Source organism: Streptomyces sp. NPDC001544 (assembly GCF_042894285.1).
In the GTDB taxonomy this organism is placed as follows: domain Bacteria; phylum Actinomycetota; class Actinomycetes; order Streptomycetales; family Streptomycetaceae; genus Streptomyces.
In genome coordinates this window covers 336,072-350,781 of record NZ_JBIAVN010000007.1, presented here as the reverse complement: position 1 = coordinate 350,781, position 14,710 = coordinate 336,072, and the positions used below count along the sequence as shown (strand labels likewise).

The 14,710-nt window shown below is 73.3% G+C and carries 10 protein-coding genes; 2 read left to right on the top strand and 8 right to left on the bottom strand.

Features of this window, described 5'->3' with window-relative positions; all coding sequences use genetic code 11:
* Nucleotides 1–18: 18 nt before the first annotated feature.
* The 8 genes from ACFY0F_RS20955 to ACFY0F_RS20920 form a co-directional block, all read right to left on the bottom strand.
* Entirely contained in the window at nt 19–945 is a 927-nt protein-coding gene (locus ACFY0F_RS20955; RefSeq protein ID WP_388796089.1) for an LD-carboxypeptidase, read from the bottom strand.
* Entirely contained in the window at nt 942–2,912 is a 1,971-nt protein-coding gene (locus ACFY0F_RS20950) for a prolyl oligopeptidase family serine peptidase (protein ID WP_388796086.1), read from the bottom strand. Before ACFY0F_RS20950 ends, ACFY0F_RS20955 begins: the two co-directional genes overlap by 4 nt.
* Nucleotides 2,913–2,915: 3 nt before the next feature.
* Nucleotides 2,916–4,220, bottom strand: coding sequence for a M20/M25/M40 family metallo-hydrolase (locus ACFY0F_RS20945; protein WP_388796083.1), 1,305 nt, complete (start codon nt 4,218–4,220; stop codon nt 2,916–2,918).
* The gene (locus ACFY0F_RS20940) at nt 4,213–5,046 is read right to left on the bottom strand and encodes a M55 family metallopeptidase (protein WP_388796080.1); all 834 of its coding nucleotides are present in this window, start codon (nt 5,044–5,046) and stop codon (nt 4,213–4,215) included. Before ACFY0F_RS20940 ends, ACFY0F_RS20945 begins: the two co-directional genes overlap by 8 nt.
* A 65-nt stretch (nt 5,047–5,111) precedes the next feature.
* Nucleotides 5,112–5,840: a class I SAM-dependent methyltransferase gene (locus tag ACFY0F_RS20935; protein ID WP_388796077.1), complete on the bottom strand. Its 729-nt coding sequence runs from the start codon at nt 5,838–5,840 to the stop codon at nt 5,112–5,114.
* 145 nt (nt 5,841–5,985) lie between these two features.
* On the bottom strand, nt 5,986–8,484 hold the full coding sequence (locus tag ACFY0F_RS20930; protein WP_388796074.1) for a SpoIIE family protein phosphatase: 2,499 nt from the start codon (nt 8,482–8,484) through the stop codon (nt 5,986–5,988).
* Nucleotides 8,485–8,666: 182 nt separating this feature from the next.
* Nucleotides 8,667–11,123 (bottom strand): MFS transporter, encoded by a 2,457-nt coding sequence (locus ACFY0F_RS20925; protein WP_388796071.1) that lies wholly within the window; start codon nt 11,121–11,123, stop codon nt 8,667–8,669.
* A gap of 161 nt (nt 11,124–11,284) precedes the next feature.
* A complete protein-coding gene (locus tag ACFY0F_RS20920; protein ID WP_388796068.1) occupies nt 11,285–11,728 on the bottom strand; it encodes an SRPBCC family protein in 444 nt (147 codons plus the stop codon).
* A 168-nt stretch (nt 11,729–11,896) separates the two neighbouring features.
* Between ACFY0F_RS20920 and ACFY0F_RS20915 the strand changes: the two genes are divergently transcribed.
* Both ACFY0F_RS20915 and ACFY0F_RS20910 read left to right on the top strand, forming a co-directional pair.
* Nucleotides 11,897–12,961, top strand: coding sequence for an Rv2578c family radical SAM protein (locus ACFY0F_RS20915; protein ID WP_388796065.1), 1,065 nt, complete (start codon nt 11,897–11,899; stop codon nt 12,959–12,961).
* Between the two features lie 135 nt (nt 12,962–13,096).
* On the top strand, nt 13,097–14,665 hold the full coding sequence (locus ACFY0F_RS20910; protein WP_388796062.1) for an alpha/beta hydrolase: 1,569 nt from the start codon (nt 13,097–13,099) through the stop codon (nt 14,663–14,665).
* The last annotated feature ends 45 nt before the right edge of the window (nt 14,666–14,710 follow it).

Below are 14,710 nucleotides of genomic sequence, written 5' to 3'. Positions count from 1 at the left end.
CCGGGAGTGCTCCCGCTGTCAGCCGAGGGCGGGTTCGTCGAGCGTCAGGGTGGCGGCCTCCGCGTCGAGTTCCGCGGCGGTCCCGAACGGGATCGTCAGCGCCCCCTCGCAGTGGCCGAACCCGAACCGCTCGACGACGGGGACATCACCGAGGGCGCCGAGCCGGTCGACGAGCAGGGCGCGCACCCGGTCGTATTCCTCGCAGTTCTCCCAGGACCCCAGCAGCACCCCCCGCACCCCGTCGAACCAGCCCGCGCGGAGCAGCTGGGTGAGGTAGCGGTCCAGGCGGTACGTCTCCTCGCCCACGTCCTCCAGGCACAGCAGCCCGCCGCGGGCCGAGGGCCGGGCGTGCGGGGTGCCGCACTCCGCGGCGAGCAGGCAGAGGCAGCCGCCGAGGGTGACACCCCGGGCCCGGCCGGGGACCAGGGCGCGGCCGCCGGAGCGGATCGTGCAGACGGTCTCCGGAGCGAGGAGGGTGGCTTTCAGATGCTCCTGCGCCCGCGCGTTCTTGATGAAGTCGACGCCTGCCGCCATCGGGCCGTGCAGCGTGACGAGCCCCAGGCGGGTGGCGAAGGCCTCGTGCAGGGCGGTGATGTCGCTGAAGCCGACGAACACCTTCGGGCCGGCGGCCCGCATCGCCTCCCAGTCGAGCAGGTCGGCCATCCGCTGGGCGCCGTACCCGCCCCGGGCGCACAGCACCGCGTCCACGGCCGGGTCGCACCAGGCGTTCTGCAGGTCGGCGGCACGGTCCGCGTCCGTGCCGGCCAGGTAGCCGAACTCCGGATGCCGGTCGAGCACGTGCGGCGCGACGACCGGATCGAGGTCCCAGCCGCGCAGCACGTCCAGTCCGGCCTGCAGCCGTTCCTCGGGCACCGGGCCGCTGGTGGCGACGACGGCCACCCGGGCGCCGGGGGCGAGACGGGCGGGGCGGACCAGCTGCTTCATGTGACCAGCTCCAGGGTGGGAATGCCTGCCGGGTGCAGGCCGAACACCTGAGCGTACAGAGACAGCTCCGCCTCCAGCGCCCTGACCAGGGTGTCCGCCCGCCGGAAGCCGTGTCCCTCGCCCTCGAAGGCGAGGTAGGCGTGCGGCACGCCCCGTCCCTGGATCCGGGCGAGGAGGCGTTCGCACTGCGCGGGCGGGCAGATGACGTCGTCCAGGCCCTGGAGCAGCAGGAACGGCGCGGTGATCCGGTCGGCGTGTTCGGTCGGTGACCGTTCGGCGTACCGTCCGGGCACCTCGGCGAGCGGCCCGACAAGAGTGTGGAGGTAGTGCGACTCGAAGTCGTGGGTCTCCCCCGACGCCCAGTTCATGAGGTCCAGGACGGGATAGACGATCGTTGCGCAGGCGTAGACATCGGTCGTGGTCAGGGAGACCGCGGCCGTCCAGCCACCCGCGCTGCCGCCCCGGATCGCCAGCCGCCGGCGGTCCGCGGTGCCTTCCGCGGCGAGGGCTAGGGCGACGGCCGCGCAGTCCTCGACGTCGACGACGCCCCACTGCTCGCGCAGCCGGTCCCGGTAGGCGCGGCCGTACCCGGTCGAGCCGCCGTAGTTCACCTCGGCGACCCCGATGCCGCGGGAGGTGAAGTAGGCGATGCCGAGGTCCAGCGCGAGTGGCGCCCTGCCGGTGGGCCCGCCGTGCGCCCGTACGACGTACGGCGGCAGCTCGCCGTCGGGTCCGGCGCAGCCGGGGTGGTGCGGCGGGTAGACGTGGGCGTGCACCTCCCGGCCGCCGGGGCCGGTGAAGGTGCGGATCCGCGGTTCGGGGTAGTGGGCGGGGTCCACCGGGTCGGTGTGCCGGGCGCCGATCACCCGGGCGTGTCCCGTGCCTGCGTCCAGTTCGACGACCTCGTAGCCGCGGCGCGGGCCCGCCCCCACGCCCACCACACGGTCCCCCCGTACGTCGAGGGTGGGCGCGAACTCGCTCCAGGGGCCGGTCGCGTCGACGACCTCACCGGTCTCGGGATCCAGTACCCCGAGTGCGGTCGACCCGCGACCGTGGAGGACGGCGATCAGCCCGCTCGTCAGCGGTGCGAACCAGCGTTGCCCGAGTTTCCACAGCGGGCCGGCGAACTCCTCCTCGCGCGGGCAGAGCGGGACGCCGTCGCGGTACAGGTTCCACCAGCCGCTGCGGTCGCTCGCATACAGCAGACCGCCGTCCGCCGACCATTCGCACTGGGCGACGGATTCCTGCGGCCCGCCGGCCACCGTGCGTACGGTATGCAGCATGCCGTCGTCGCCCACCTCGGCACAGACCAGCTCCGTACCGTCCCACGGCATCCGCGGATGGTCCCACGCCAGCCAGGCGGCCCGCCGCCCGTCCGGAGACAGACGCGGCCCGGTCACGAACCTGTGCCGGGCTTCGATGAGTTCGCGGACGCCGCCCCGGTCCGAGGCGGCGGAGCCGTCCAGCGGCACGGCGGCCAGGACGCGGCGCACGTCGCCCGGCCCCTCCCCGGTGAACTCCTCCAGCACGCACCAGACCTCGCCCCGCTCCGGCAGCACCAGCGGCTCCGCCCAGCGCAGCCCGCCACCCACCGGCGACACCGGGGTCAGCGGGCTCGGCTCGCGGCCGGGCTCGTACCGGTAGAGCCGCTGGTCGGCGAAGTGCGCGAACACCAGGAGGGGGTGTCCGTGGTCGACCACCGCGGCCCACGGCCGGCCACCGTATTCGATCACCCTGCTGCGCACGTCCCACGGCGCGGGCAGTACCGACTCCTCCCCCCGGTCCGCCCGGCCCGCGCTCCGCACCAGCGTGCGGCGGCCGCCCTCGGCGGGCCGGGGCTCCGTCCACCACGTCTCGTCGCCGACGAAGCCCACCCATTCAGGCTGCCCGTCGTGCGCGGCGGCCAGTGCCGCGTCGATGGGCGAGGGCCAGGAACCGTGGGCCAGCGTGCGCACCCCGTCCCCCATCTCCTAGGCCGACCGCAGGAAGCGGTCGAGGACACGGACACCGAAGTGGAGCGCCTCGACGGGGACGCGCTCGTCGACGCCGTGGAAGAGCGCCTGGTAGTCGAAGCCCTCGGGGAGTTTCAGCGGCGCGAACCCGTAGCCGGTGATGCCCAGCCGCGAGAACTGCTTGGCGTCGGTGCCGCCGGGCATGCAGTACGGCACCACGTGGCCCTCGGGTGCGAACTCCTCGACGGCGGCCCGCATCCGGGCGTATGTCGGGGAGTCCACCGGCGCCTGCAGGGCGACCTCCCGGTGGTGGTACTCCCAGTCCACGTCCGGTCCGGTCAGCCGGTCCAGGGTGGCGGTGAACTCGTCCTCGCAGCCGGGCAGATACCGGCCGTCGACATGGGCGACCGCCTCGCCCGGAATGACGTTGACCTTGTAACCCGCCTCCAGCACCGTCGGGTTGGCGCTGCACCGGACGGTGGCGTCCACGAGTTTCGCGGCCGGGCCGAGCTTGTCCAGCAGCCCGTCCACGTCCCTCGGGTCGGCGTCGACCCCGTACAGGGCGGCGAGTTCGGTCAGGGCCGCGCGTACGGTCGGGGTGAGCCGCAGCGGCCACTTGTGCTCGCCGATCCGGGTGACGGCGGCGGCGAGCCTGGTCACCGCGTTCTCCCCGTTGACCCGGGAGCCGTGCCCGGCGCGCCCGCGCGCGGTGAGCTTCAGCCAGGCGGTGCCACGCTCGCCGGCGGCGATCGGGTACAACTGCCGCCCGCCGCCGTCGTGGAAGGTGAACGCACCCGCCTCGCCGACGGCCTCCGTGCAGCCTTCGAACAGTCCCGCGTGCCGGTCGGCGAGGAACCCGGCCCCGTCCTCAGCGCTGGCCTCCTCGTCGGCGGTGAAGGCCACCACGACGTCCCGCCGGGGCCGTACGCCCGCCCGGGCCCAGTAGCGCACCACCGCGAGGATCATCGCGTCCATGTTCTTCATGTCGACGGCCCCGCGCCCCCACACGACGCCGTCACGGATCTCTCCGGAGAAGGGGTGGACGCTCCAGTCACGGGCCTCGGCGGGCACCACGTCCAGGTGACCGTGCACGAGCAGCGCGTCGGCGGACGGGTCGGTGCCCTCGATCCGGGCGACGACGTTCGCGCGCCCCGGGGTCCGTTCCAGCAGCACCGGTTCCAGTCCCGCCCCGGCGAGCCGCTCGGCGGCGTACTCGGCGGCCGGGCGTTCCCGGCAGTCGCCGCCGCCCCTGTTCGTGGTGTCGATCCGGATCAGGTCGGAGGTGAACCCGACGACCTCGTCCAGCGCCCGCTCGTCAGCCATACTGCTCCTCCACCGCGGCCGAGACGATCGTGGTGACCGCCTTGAAGGTACGGATCCCCTCGTACATGGTGTCGCTGGTGTACGCCACCTTCCGTTCCCCCGTACGGTCCACTCCCGGCACGACGGTCGCGGCGAGGGCGAGGTGCTCGGCGTCGAACTCGAGGGCGACCGTGAACGGCCCGCCGCGCACCGGCTCGTGACGGACCGCCAGGGCCGCCGCTTCCTTGGCCGCGGCGCGGATGTCGGCGGCCGTCCTGGCGGGGGTCCGGCACACGGCCGCGTACCGGGACACATGGTCCTTGACCGCGACCTTCAGCGCCCCGGGCGCGTACCCGAGCGCGTCCTCGCAGGCCACGTCGTCGCCGGTGACCAGGACGACGGGTACCCCGAACTCGGCGACGACGTGCGCGTTGAGCAGGCCCTCGCTGGCCCGTACGCCGTTCAGCCACACCCCGGTGATGGAGTTCGCGAGGTAGGTGTGCGCGAGGACACCCTCCATGCCGGCGCCCGCGTGGTAGCCGACGAACGCGATGCCGTCCACGTCGCCGTGCTGCACTCCCTCCACCATGGACAGCGCCTTGTGCCGCCCGGTGAGCATCTCCACCCGCTCGTCGAGCTCTTCCAGGAGCAGGTTGCGCATGGTCCAGTGGGCCTCGTTGACAAGTACCCGCTCCGCCCCGCCCTCCAGAAACCCCAGGGCGGCGGCGGCCACGTCCGAGGTGAACATGGTGCGACAGCGTTCCCACTGGGGCGTCCCCGGCAGCACGTCGGCCGGCCAGGTCACCCCTGTGGCGCCCTCCATGTCCGCGCTGATGAGGATCTTCATACATCGTCACGCTACGCGCCGAAGGCCCCCCGGGCCAGGACCCGGCACGTCCTGACGTCCGGCGTTCAGCCTGCCGCGGCGCGCGCGAGGACGAACCAGCGCGCGGGGAGGTCGATGCGCGTGCCGTCGGCCAGGTACTCGGTCTGCGGCAGGGTCGTCTCGCCGTCGGCGAGGATCTCCAGCCCGCTCTTGCGCAGCAGCTCCGGGATCTCCTCGTCGTCGGCGTCGGCGGGCTTGAGCCCGTGCTGGAAGACCCGGCGCAGCTTGGGCGGCGGGCCGTCCGGGTCGGCGGCGGCACGGCTCAGCACCTGCCGGGAGTCGGAGGTCAGTTCCACCACGAACGCCCGCCCCCGAAAGCCGATGATCTCGGCGACGGCCCCGGCCACGGACGGGCGCGCCGCCGGCTCGCTCTGGTGGATGACGGCCCGCATGTACACGTTGCTGTCCCCCAGCCGGTCGTGCAGGGCGCGCACGGCCTCGGTGTCGGTCAGGTCCAGTTGCTGGAACTCGGGGCTGTCGCCGTCCGTGGCGCGGCGCGCGTGCTCGATGGCGGCGTGCGAGAGGTCGACGCCGACGGCGCGGGCGAACCGGGTGGCGAGGTACCGCGTCTGGGTGCCGTTGCCGCAGCCGAGGTCGACTATGGGGCGTGTGGTGTCCGCGTACGGCAGGAACAGTTCGCTGTGCGGCGCGGAGGTCAGGGACGGATCGGCGTCCCAGATGGCCTCGCCCCGCGCGTCGGACGTTTCCCGCCAGTAACTCTCCCATTTCTCGCGGTAGTTCTCCGAGACCTTCATGCGCCCTCCCCAGGGTCGGTTCCGTGATCGAAGTATCGCGTTCACGGACTGACCGGCAAGGGGCGGGTGCCCATCTTTCACCGGATGTTCGAGCCCGGCGCACACCGGTGGGTACACCGGCGCATCGTGCGCCACCGACGACGCCTCAGCCCCGGTACCGGGCCGTCGTCAGGGCCTGTTCGAACCAGACCGTCTTGCGGTGGCCGGCCGCGCTGGCGCCCCATTCGCGGGCCAGCCGGCTGACCACGCGCAGGCCGCGGCCCGCCTCGTCGTGGATGCCGGCGCCCAGCAGGGCGGGCAGCGCGGGTTCGTCGTCGGTGACCTCGCACAGCAACGCGTCGGTGCGGACCAGCCGCAGCCCGATCCGCCGGCCGTCCCCGTGCTGTACCGCGTTGGTGACGACCTCGCTGACCAGCAGCTCCGCCGTGTCCACCGCGTCGGCGAGGCCCCATAGGAGCAACTGGTCGCGGACCAGCCGGCGGGCGCGGGTCACCTCGCGCGCCTCCCGGGCGAGCTGCCATTCGGCGACGTGGCCGGCGGGGACACCGTTGAGCCGGGCCATGAGCAGCGCGACGTCGTCCTTGCGTCCGCCGCGCGTGTTGAGGGCGCGGATGATCGTGTCGCAGGCGTCGTCCATGGAGGCCGCGGGGTGCGCGGCGGACTCGCAGAGCGCGGCGAGTCCGTCGCCGATGTCGGCCCCGCGCACCTCGACCAGGCCGTCCGTGCAGAGCACCAGCCGGTCGCCGGGCGAGACCCGGACGACGGTGGACTCGAAGGGGACACCACCCACGCCCACGGGTGCGCCGGTGGGCAGGTCGAGCAGTTCGCTGCGGCCGTCCTCGGCGCGCACCAGGACGGGCGGGATGTGTCCCGCGTTGGAGAGCTGCAGTTCGCCGCGGATCGGGTCGTAGACCGCGTACAGGCAGGTGGCGAGGTAGTTCTCGCCGAGCCTGCGGGCCAGGTCGTCGAGGTTGCGCAGCAGTTGGGCGGGCGGGGTCTCCATGGCGGCCATGGTCTGTACGGCCGTACGCAACTGGCCCATCATCGCGGCCGAGTTGAGGCCGTGTCCCATGACGTCGCCGACGACGAGGGCGGTGCGTGAGCCGGGCAGCTTGATGGTGTCGAACCAGTCGCCGCCGATCCGGCCGAGCCGGGTGCCGGGCAGATAGCGGGTGGCGACGTCGCATCCGGCCATCCGCGGGGCGACCTGCGGCAGCATGCTGTCCTGGAGGGTGTCGGCGACGTTCTCCTGGTACGTGTACATACGGGCGTTGTCGAGTACGAGGCCCGCACGGGCGGCGAGTTCGGCGCCCGTGGTGCGGTCCATGTCGTCGAACGCGGGGCGGTCGGGGCGGCGCATGAGGACCATGAAGCCGAGGACCACGTTGCGCGCCTTGAGCGGCACGATCAGCAGGGAGCGGCCGCTGATGAGCGGCCTGAGGTCGCGTTTCTCGAACTCGCCGGAGATACGGGCGGCGAGTTCCTCGGTGACCCGCGGGATCAGGACCGGTTCGCCCGTGACCATGCACTGGTAGAACGGGGTGTGCTCGGGGAACGCGAAGGTCTCGCCGACCGGCACGGTGTCGTCCCAGCGGCCGGGTTCGTCGTTGTGCTCGACCCAGACCCGGTGCATCACGGTGTGCGCGTCCGGCGGGCCGTCGGGGAAGCCCTCGCCGGCCAGGACGGCGGCGCGCAGATGGGTGCCGGCGAAGTCGGTGAAGCGGGGTACGGCGGCGCTGGTGACCTCCCGGATGGTCTCGCCCAGGTCGAGGGAGGTGCCGATGCCGGAGCTGACCTCGTTGAGGAACTCCAGCCGCTCCCGGACGGCCGCGTACTCCAGGTCGTTCTCGGCGCCGGCCGGGACGACGGGCACCGTCCGCTCCTGCGGGGCGGCGTGGACCGGGCGGCGCCCCGCGCGGCGCGGCACACCCCAGTCGGGCGTCACCGGCACCCGGTCGAACTGGCTGAACTCCAGGACGGGATAACCCAGTTCGAGGACCTGGGAGACGATGCGGCCGCTGAGGCCGGGGCCCATGTTGGGGAGGATCTCGGGCAGCCGCCGGGCCAGGTCGTCGGAGGCGGGGAGTTCGGTGTGGCGGGCGAAGCCGGGCGAGATGCGCTCGGCGCTCTCGTCGTCGTAGCCGTGCTCCAGGTGCAGCCGGGCGGCGTCGGCGGCGAGCACCAGGAGCCGGGCGGGGCCCGGGCCGACGAGCGGGTAGGCCCACCACAGCACGTCGAGCCGGTCGCCGCCGGGTTCCGCACCGGGTGCGTCCTGCCCTGGCCCGTCGTGCCGTGCGGAGATGCGGGCGCGGCCCGCCGTCGGGTAGGCGGTCCGGCCGCCGAGCGAGTCCTCCAGGTCGGGGCCCAGCTCGTCGTACGTCTCGTAGGGCTCGTAGGCGTCCAGCAGCGGTTCGGCGTCGAGGCCGTCGGGCAGGGCCCCGGAGACCGGCAGCAGGTCGGCGGCCGGGTGCCCCACGGCGTCCTCCCGCTCGACGCCGAACAGCCGGCGGGCGCCCGTGCTCCAGTGCGACACCAGGCCGTCGCGGTCGACGACGACCACGGCCAGCGGAATCCGGCCGGCCCCGGCATGCCGCGGCGCGGCGCCGTCCCCGGGGCCTGCGCCCATTTCCGTGCCACGGTCCATGGCCCCGACCCTCTCTCCCCCTAGATGCGCGGGCTCCCCGTCGGCACCGCACGATCCACGTCATGATCTGTGCTGCCTACTCCACGGTACGGCCGCCGTACGTCGCGTGTGCGGCAATTGGGGAATTGCCGTGCGCGGCGCTCCGGCGCACGCTATGAGCCCTCGGTGGCGGCCGGAGCCGGTCAGGCCGGCCAGGTCGGACGGGCCGGCCCGTCCTCGTGCCCCAGTTGCAGGTCGCGTTCCGTCCGGCCGCCGCCGGCCATCTGCAGCACCGTGGCCACGGGCGGGTACCCGGCGGCGATGACGGTGTACTCGCCGGAGGCGAGGTCGACGAACCGGAACGTTCCGTCGGCACCCGTGGTGAGCGTGTCGACGACGTTGCCGGCGGCGTCGAGCAGGGTGACGCGGGCGTCCTCGACGGGGCGCCCGCCGCCGGCCCGGACGGTGCCGCGCAGTACGGCGCCGCCGGCGAGTTCGATGTCCTGGCGGGTCTCCCGGGCGGCCTGGACGGTGACGGGAAGCGCCACGGGCCGGAAGGCGGGTGCGCTGGCGGCGAGGGTGTACTCGCCGGCCACCAGCTCGGTGATGAGGTAACCGCCTTCGCGCCCGCTGCGGGTGCTGGCGACGACCTCGCCGTGCACGTTGGTGAGGGTGACGGTGGCGCCGCGCACGGGGGTGCCGTCGGCGGTGAGCACACTGCCCGCGAGGCGTCCGGCGCCGCCGAGGACGACATCGAGGTCGACGGGGCGTTCACCGACGGTGACGGAGACGGCCTGCGGCTGGTGGCCGCCGGCCGCAGCGATCAGTACGTACGGGCCCGGGCCGGGCGTGGCCAGCGCGTACCGTCCGTCCTCGCCGCTGGCGCCCCGCCCGACCTGCCGCCCGGAGACGTCGATCAGGGTGAGCGCGGCGCGGGGCACCACTGTCCCGTCGGAGTGCTGCACCGTGCCGCAGACGGGGACCGAGGCGGTGTACGGCGAGCGAGGCGAGGTGGGGGGCCTCCCGGCCGAAGGCTGGGGGCGGGCCTGCGGGATCGGGGTGGTCACCGGCACGGTCTCCTGGTCGGTGGCGGCGGCGTTGTGGGACACCAGTGGTTTCTCCTTGAGGAAGAAGGCGAGCAGCAGGCCGGCGACGAGCACCGGGACCAGGTGGAGGAAGATCCAGGGCATCGCGTCGGCGTAGGCGGCGACGCACGCGTCGCGCAGCGCGGGCGGCAGCGCGTGCACGAGCTGCGGGGTGAGCGACTCCGGGGCGGCGGGGCGGGTGCCCGCGTGCGCGGGGAGGCGCCGGTGCAGGGCGTCGGTGAGCCGGCCGGTGAACAGGGTGCCGAAGACGGCGGCGCCGACGCTGCCGCCGATCTGCCGGAAGTAGTTGCCGGCGCTGGTGGCCGCGCCGAGGTCGGCGGGGGGAACGGAGTTCTGCACGGCGAGGACGAGGACGGGCATCACCAGGCCGAGTCCCGCGCCGAGGACGGCCATCCAGATGCCGCAGTGCAGCCGGGAGGTGTCGGTCTGGAGGCGCGACAGCAGCCACATGCCGGCCACGCAGAGCACGCCGCCGAGCACGGGGTAGGCCTTGTAGCGGCCGGTGCGGCTGATGAGCTGTCCGGCGACGACGGAGCCGGCGACGATGCCGCCCGTCATGGGCAGCATGAGCAGGCCGGACTCGGTGGCGGAGGTGCCGTACACCATCTGCACGTAGGTCGGCAGATAGCCGGCGGTGGCGAACAGGGCGACGCCGACGACGAGTCCGATCAGGGCGCTGACGGTGAAGACGGGGTCGCGGAACAGCCTCAGCGGGACGAGGGGCTCTGAGGCGCGGTGCTCGGTGAGGACGAAGAGGGCGGTGGCGGCCACCGCGCCGGCGCCGAGGCCGATGACGACGCGCGAGTCCCAGGCGTACCGGGTGCCGCCCCAGCTGGTGAGGAGCACCAGGCAGGTGGAGGCCGCCGCGAGCAGAACCGCGCCGAGCAGGTCGAACCGACCCCGGGAGGGCGGCTTGGGCAGCTTCAGCACGGCGGTGACGACGGCCAGGGTGAGCAGGCCGAAGGGCACGTTGACGTAGAAGCACCACCGCCAGGAGAGGTGATCGGTGAAGTAGCCGCCGAGCAGGGGCCCGGCCACGGAGGCGAGGCCGAAGGCGGCGCCGATCAGACCGAGGAAGCGGCCGCGCCGGCGGGGCGGCACGATGTCCGCGATGATCGCCTGCACACCGGTCATGAGCCCGCCGGCGCCGACACCCTGCACCGCGCGGAAGGCGATCAGCTGGTCCATGGTCTGTGCCCGACCGGCGAGCGCGGAGCCGGCGACGAAGACGAGGATCGCGCACTGGAAGACGCCCTTGCGGCCGAGGAGGTCGCCGAGCTTGCCGTAGACGGGCAGGCCCACGGTGGAGGTGAGCAGGTAGGCGGTGATCGCCCAGGACATGCGGTCCAGGCCGTGAAGTTCACCGACGATCCTCGGCAGCGCGGTGGCGACGACCATCTGCTCCAGCGCGGCGAGGAGCAGGGCGAGCAGCAGCCCGGCGAAGACCAGCCGTACCCGGCGGGGGCTGAGCACGGCGGCCGGTGCGGGCGGCGGGACGGCCGGCCGGCCGGGTGCCACGGCCGGTTCGTCCTGTGCCAGAGTCGTCCCGCCCACGTACCGCTCCCCTCGTCGCGCTGCCGCGCGGTTCCCGCGTTGCCGCCGGCTGCGACAACTACGGGCAAGCACGACGAGTTACGGCACCGGGCCGGTTTCCGTGGGGATCCACTCGAACCGGTGAGGCGGGGCGAAACCTCGTGAGGGGCTTGGCGGTTGGTCTACTTCTCGACCTCGGTGGCGAGCCTGGCGAGGATGGCGTCGTAGATGCGGGCGAGGCCCTTGGGGGCGAAGGTCCGCTCGAAGAAGCCGCCGATGCCGCCGGCCCCGTTCCAGGTGGTGGTGACGGCGACCCGGGAGCTGCCCTCGCCGGCCGGCGTGACGCGCCAGGTGGTCACCATGGAGGAGTTGCGGTCCTTCTCCACGAGCTCGCCGTCGGTGGGCTCGCTGACCTCGAGAAGACAGTCACGGACGCGCTTGCTGGTGGCCTGGAGCTTCCAGTGGACGAGGGTGCCCTCGCCGTCCCCGCCCTCGCGGACCTCGTACTCGCTGAACTGCTCGGGGAGCAGCCTCGCGCGCGTGCCGGTGTAGTCGGCGAGGGCGTCGAACACCTTCTCCGCGTCCGCCGCGACGACCCGCTCCGTAGTGGCCTCGACCTGCGCCATTGCGTTCCTCCAGGACCTGTGTGCTCGGGGTTGGGTCAAGCCAACCACCCCGGTCCCGGGCCGCCCAAATCGGGGTGCCCCGAGCTGTCCGATGCGGTCGGAAACCACCTTCGCACGATCATGCGAACGTTTGTTCTATTGTGGTCCCAGCGCTACCGAGGAGGCCTGATGCGCTGGGAGAACCTCACAGCCGAGTCCGAGCACGGCCGGGCCGACACCGCACTGTTCGACGCCGACGCCGTGACCACGAGGACCTTCGACACGCCGGAATTCGCCGGGATCACCTTCCACGAGGTGAGGGCCCGCTCGATCCTGAACCGGGTGCCGGGCGCCTCGCGCATGCCCTTCGAGTGGACCGTCAACCCGTACCGCGGCTGCACGCACGCGTGCGTGTACTGCTTCGCCCGCAAGACGCACAGCTACCTGGACCTCGACACCGGCATCGGCTTCGACACGCAGATCGTGGTCAAGGTGAACGCGCCCGAGCTGCTGCGCCGCCAGCTCGCCTCGCCCCGCTGGCAGGGCGAGCACATCGCCATGGGCACCAACGTCGACTGCTACCAGCGCGCCGAGGGCCGCTACCGGCTGATGCCGGGCATCATCTCCGCCCTCACCGAGCGCGCGAACCCCTTCTCGATCCTGACCAAGGGCACGCTGATCATGCGCGACCTCGACCTGCTCACCCGGGCCGCCGAGGTCACGGACGTCGGCATCTCGGTGTCCGTGGGCTTCACCGACCACGACCTGTGGCGGACCGTGGAACCGGGTACACCCGCGCCCGAGCGCCGACTGGACGTCGTACGGACGCTCGGCGAGCACGGCATCGGCTGCGGGGTGCTGATGGCGCCGGTGATCCCGTTCCTCGGCGACCACCCCGACCAGCTGCGGGCCACCGTACGGGCGATCGCGGCCGCCGGGGCCACCTCCGTGACCCCGCTGGTGCTGCATCTGCGGCCCGGGGCCCGCGAGTGGTTCACGGCCTGGCTGACCGACCACCATCCGCATCTGGTGCGCCGTTACGAGCGGCTGTACACGGAGGGCGCCTACGCGCCGAAGTGGTACCAGCGCATGGTGACCCGTCAGGTGCACGAGCTGGCCCGGGAGTTCGGCATCGGCCCCACCCGCGCGGGCACGCACCGCCGGCCGGCTTCGCCGCAGGCGGCAACGGAGACGTCGGAGCCGGAGACGTCGGAGCCGGAGACGTCCGGGCCGGTCCAACTCAGTCTGCTGTGAGAGCGTTCGGGGGATCCCGCGGCCCGATCGGGTCAAGTATCGCGGCGGGACGTTCCCCGGGGCCCGCATCCCGGGACGATGCGGCAAGGACCGTGAGCCTCGCGGTCACCGCCGCCCTCCGTCCCGGGAGGACCCATGAGAACACGCGCAGCCCTGCTGTGCGCTGCCGCCGCAGTCCTGGCCGGGTCGGTCACGGCCGCGCCCGCCGACGCGGGTACGTCCTCGGCCGCGTCCGCCGCCGGACTCACCTGGAAGAAGTGCGGCACCACCGCCTACCCGACACTGCAGTGCGCGACCCTGGGCGTGCCGCTCGACCACGCGAACCCGGCCGGACGGCAGATCACGCTCGCCCTGTCCCGCGTCCCGCACACCGCGGCGACCTACCAGGGCCCGCTGCTGGTCAACCCCGGCGGCCCCGGCGGCAGCGGTCTGGCGCTGGCCGGCTTCGTCGCGTCCGCGTTGCCCGGGTCGGTGGCCGCCCAGTACGACGTGATCGGCTTCGATCCGCGCGGTGTCGGCAGGAGCACGCCCGCGCTGAACTGCGACCCCGGCTACTTCGCCCCCGTGCGCCCCGACACGGTCCCCGCCACCCCCGCGCTGGAGAAGGCGGGCCTGGCCCGTGTGCGGGCCTTCGCCGCGGCCTGCGGCAAGAAGTACGCGAGCGTGCTGCCCTACCTCGACACGGTCAGCGCCGCCCAGGACATGGACACCGTCCGCAGAGCCCTGGGCGCCGAGCGGATCAGCTACCTCGGCTACTCCTACGGCACCTACCTCGGGGCGGTCTACGCCAAGCTCCATCCGCTGCGGGTTCGCCGCCTGGTCCTGGACTCGGTCGTCGACCCGGACGGCGTCTGGTACGAGGCGAACATCGCCCAGGACTACGCCTTCGACGACCGCCACCGCGCCCTGATGGCGTGGATCGCCCGGCACGACTCGAGGTACCGGCTCGGCACCGATCCGCGGCAGGTCGAGGCCAAGTGGTACGCGATGCGCGCGGCACTGGCCCGCAAGCCCGCGGGCGGCAAGGTGGGCGCCTCCGAACTGGAGGACACCTACATCCCCGGCGGCTACTACAACGGTTACTGGCCCCATCTCGCCGAGGCCCTCGCCGCCTACGTCAACCGCGACGACTCCGGCCCACTGCTCGACGCGTACCGGGACATCGGTGCCGTCAGCGCCGCGGACGAGAACGGTTACGGCGTGTACTCCGCGGTGCAGTGCCGGGACGCCTCGTGGCCCCGTGACTGGCGGCAGTGGAGCAAGGACAACTGGGCGGTGTACGCACGGGCGCCGTTCATGGCCTGGAGCAACGCCTGGTACAACGCGCCCTGCGCGTTCTGGCCGACGGCCTCCCTGCGCCGCACGAGCGTCGCCAACGACCGTCTGCCGCCGGCGCTGCTGTTCCAGGCGACGAACGACGCGGCCACCCCGTACCAGGGCGGCCTGACGGTCCATCGCCTGCTCGCCGGCTCCAGCCTGGTGGTCGAGCAGGGCGGCGGCAACCACGGCATCACGCTGAGCGGGAACCGCTGCCTGGACACCTACCTGGCCGCCTACCTGGCGGACGGCACGGTGCCGCGCGGCTCCGGCGCCGCCGACGCGGTGTGCCCGGCCCTGCCGGACCCGGAACCGCGGGCGACCAGGACGGCGCCCTCCTCGTCCCCCGGCTGGAACCTGCACCAGTTGCTGGGATCCCGGCGCTGACCGCGGCCTGACGATCCGTCGGGAGCGGCGCCGGTCCCATGATCC

Coding starts and splice junctions, on each gene's coding strand:
- ACFY0F_RS20955 (WP_388796089.1), bottom strand. CDS start 945: ATGAAGCAGCTGGTCCGCCCCGCCCGTCTCGCCCCCGGCGCCCGGGTG.
- ACFY0F_RS20950 (WP_388796086.1), bottom strand. CDS start 2,912: ATGGGGGACGGGGTGCGCACGCTGGCCCACGGTTCCTGGCCCTCGCCC.
- ACFY0F_RS20945 (WP_388796083.1), bottom strand. CDS start 4,220: ATGGCTGACGAGCGGGCGCTGGACGAGGTCGTCGGGTTCACCTCCGAC.
- ACFY0F_RS20940 (WP_388796080.1), bottom strand. CDS start 5,046: ATGAAGATCCTCATCAGCGCGGACATGGAGGGCGCCACAGGGGTGACC.
- ACFY0F_RS20935 (WP_388796077.1), bottom strand. CDS start 5,840: ATGAAGGTCTCGGAGAACTACCGCGAGAAATGGGAGAGTTACTGGCGG.
- ACFY0F_RS20930 (WP_388796074.1), bottom strand. CDS start 8,484: ATGGACCGTGGCACGGAAATGGGCGCAGGCCCCGGGGACGGCGCCGCG.
- ACFY0F_RS20920 (WP_388796068.1), bottom strand. CDS start 11,728: ATGGCGCAGGTCGAGGCCACTACGGAGCGGGTCGTCGCGGCGGACGCG.
- ACFY0F_RS20915 (WP_388796065.1), top strand. CDS start 11,897: ATGCGCTGGGAGAACCTCACAGCCGAGTCCGAGCACGGCCGGGCCGAC.
- ACFY0F_RS20910 (WP_388796062.1), top strand. CDS start 13,097: ATGAGAACACGCGCAGCCCTGCTGTGCGCTGCCGCCGCAGTCCTGGCC.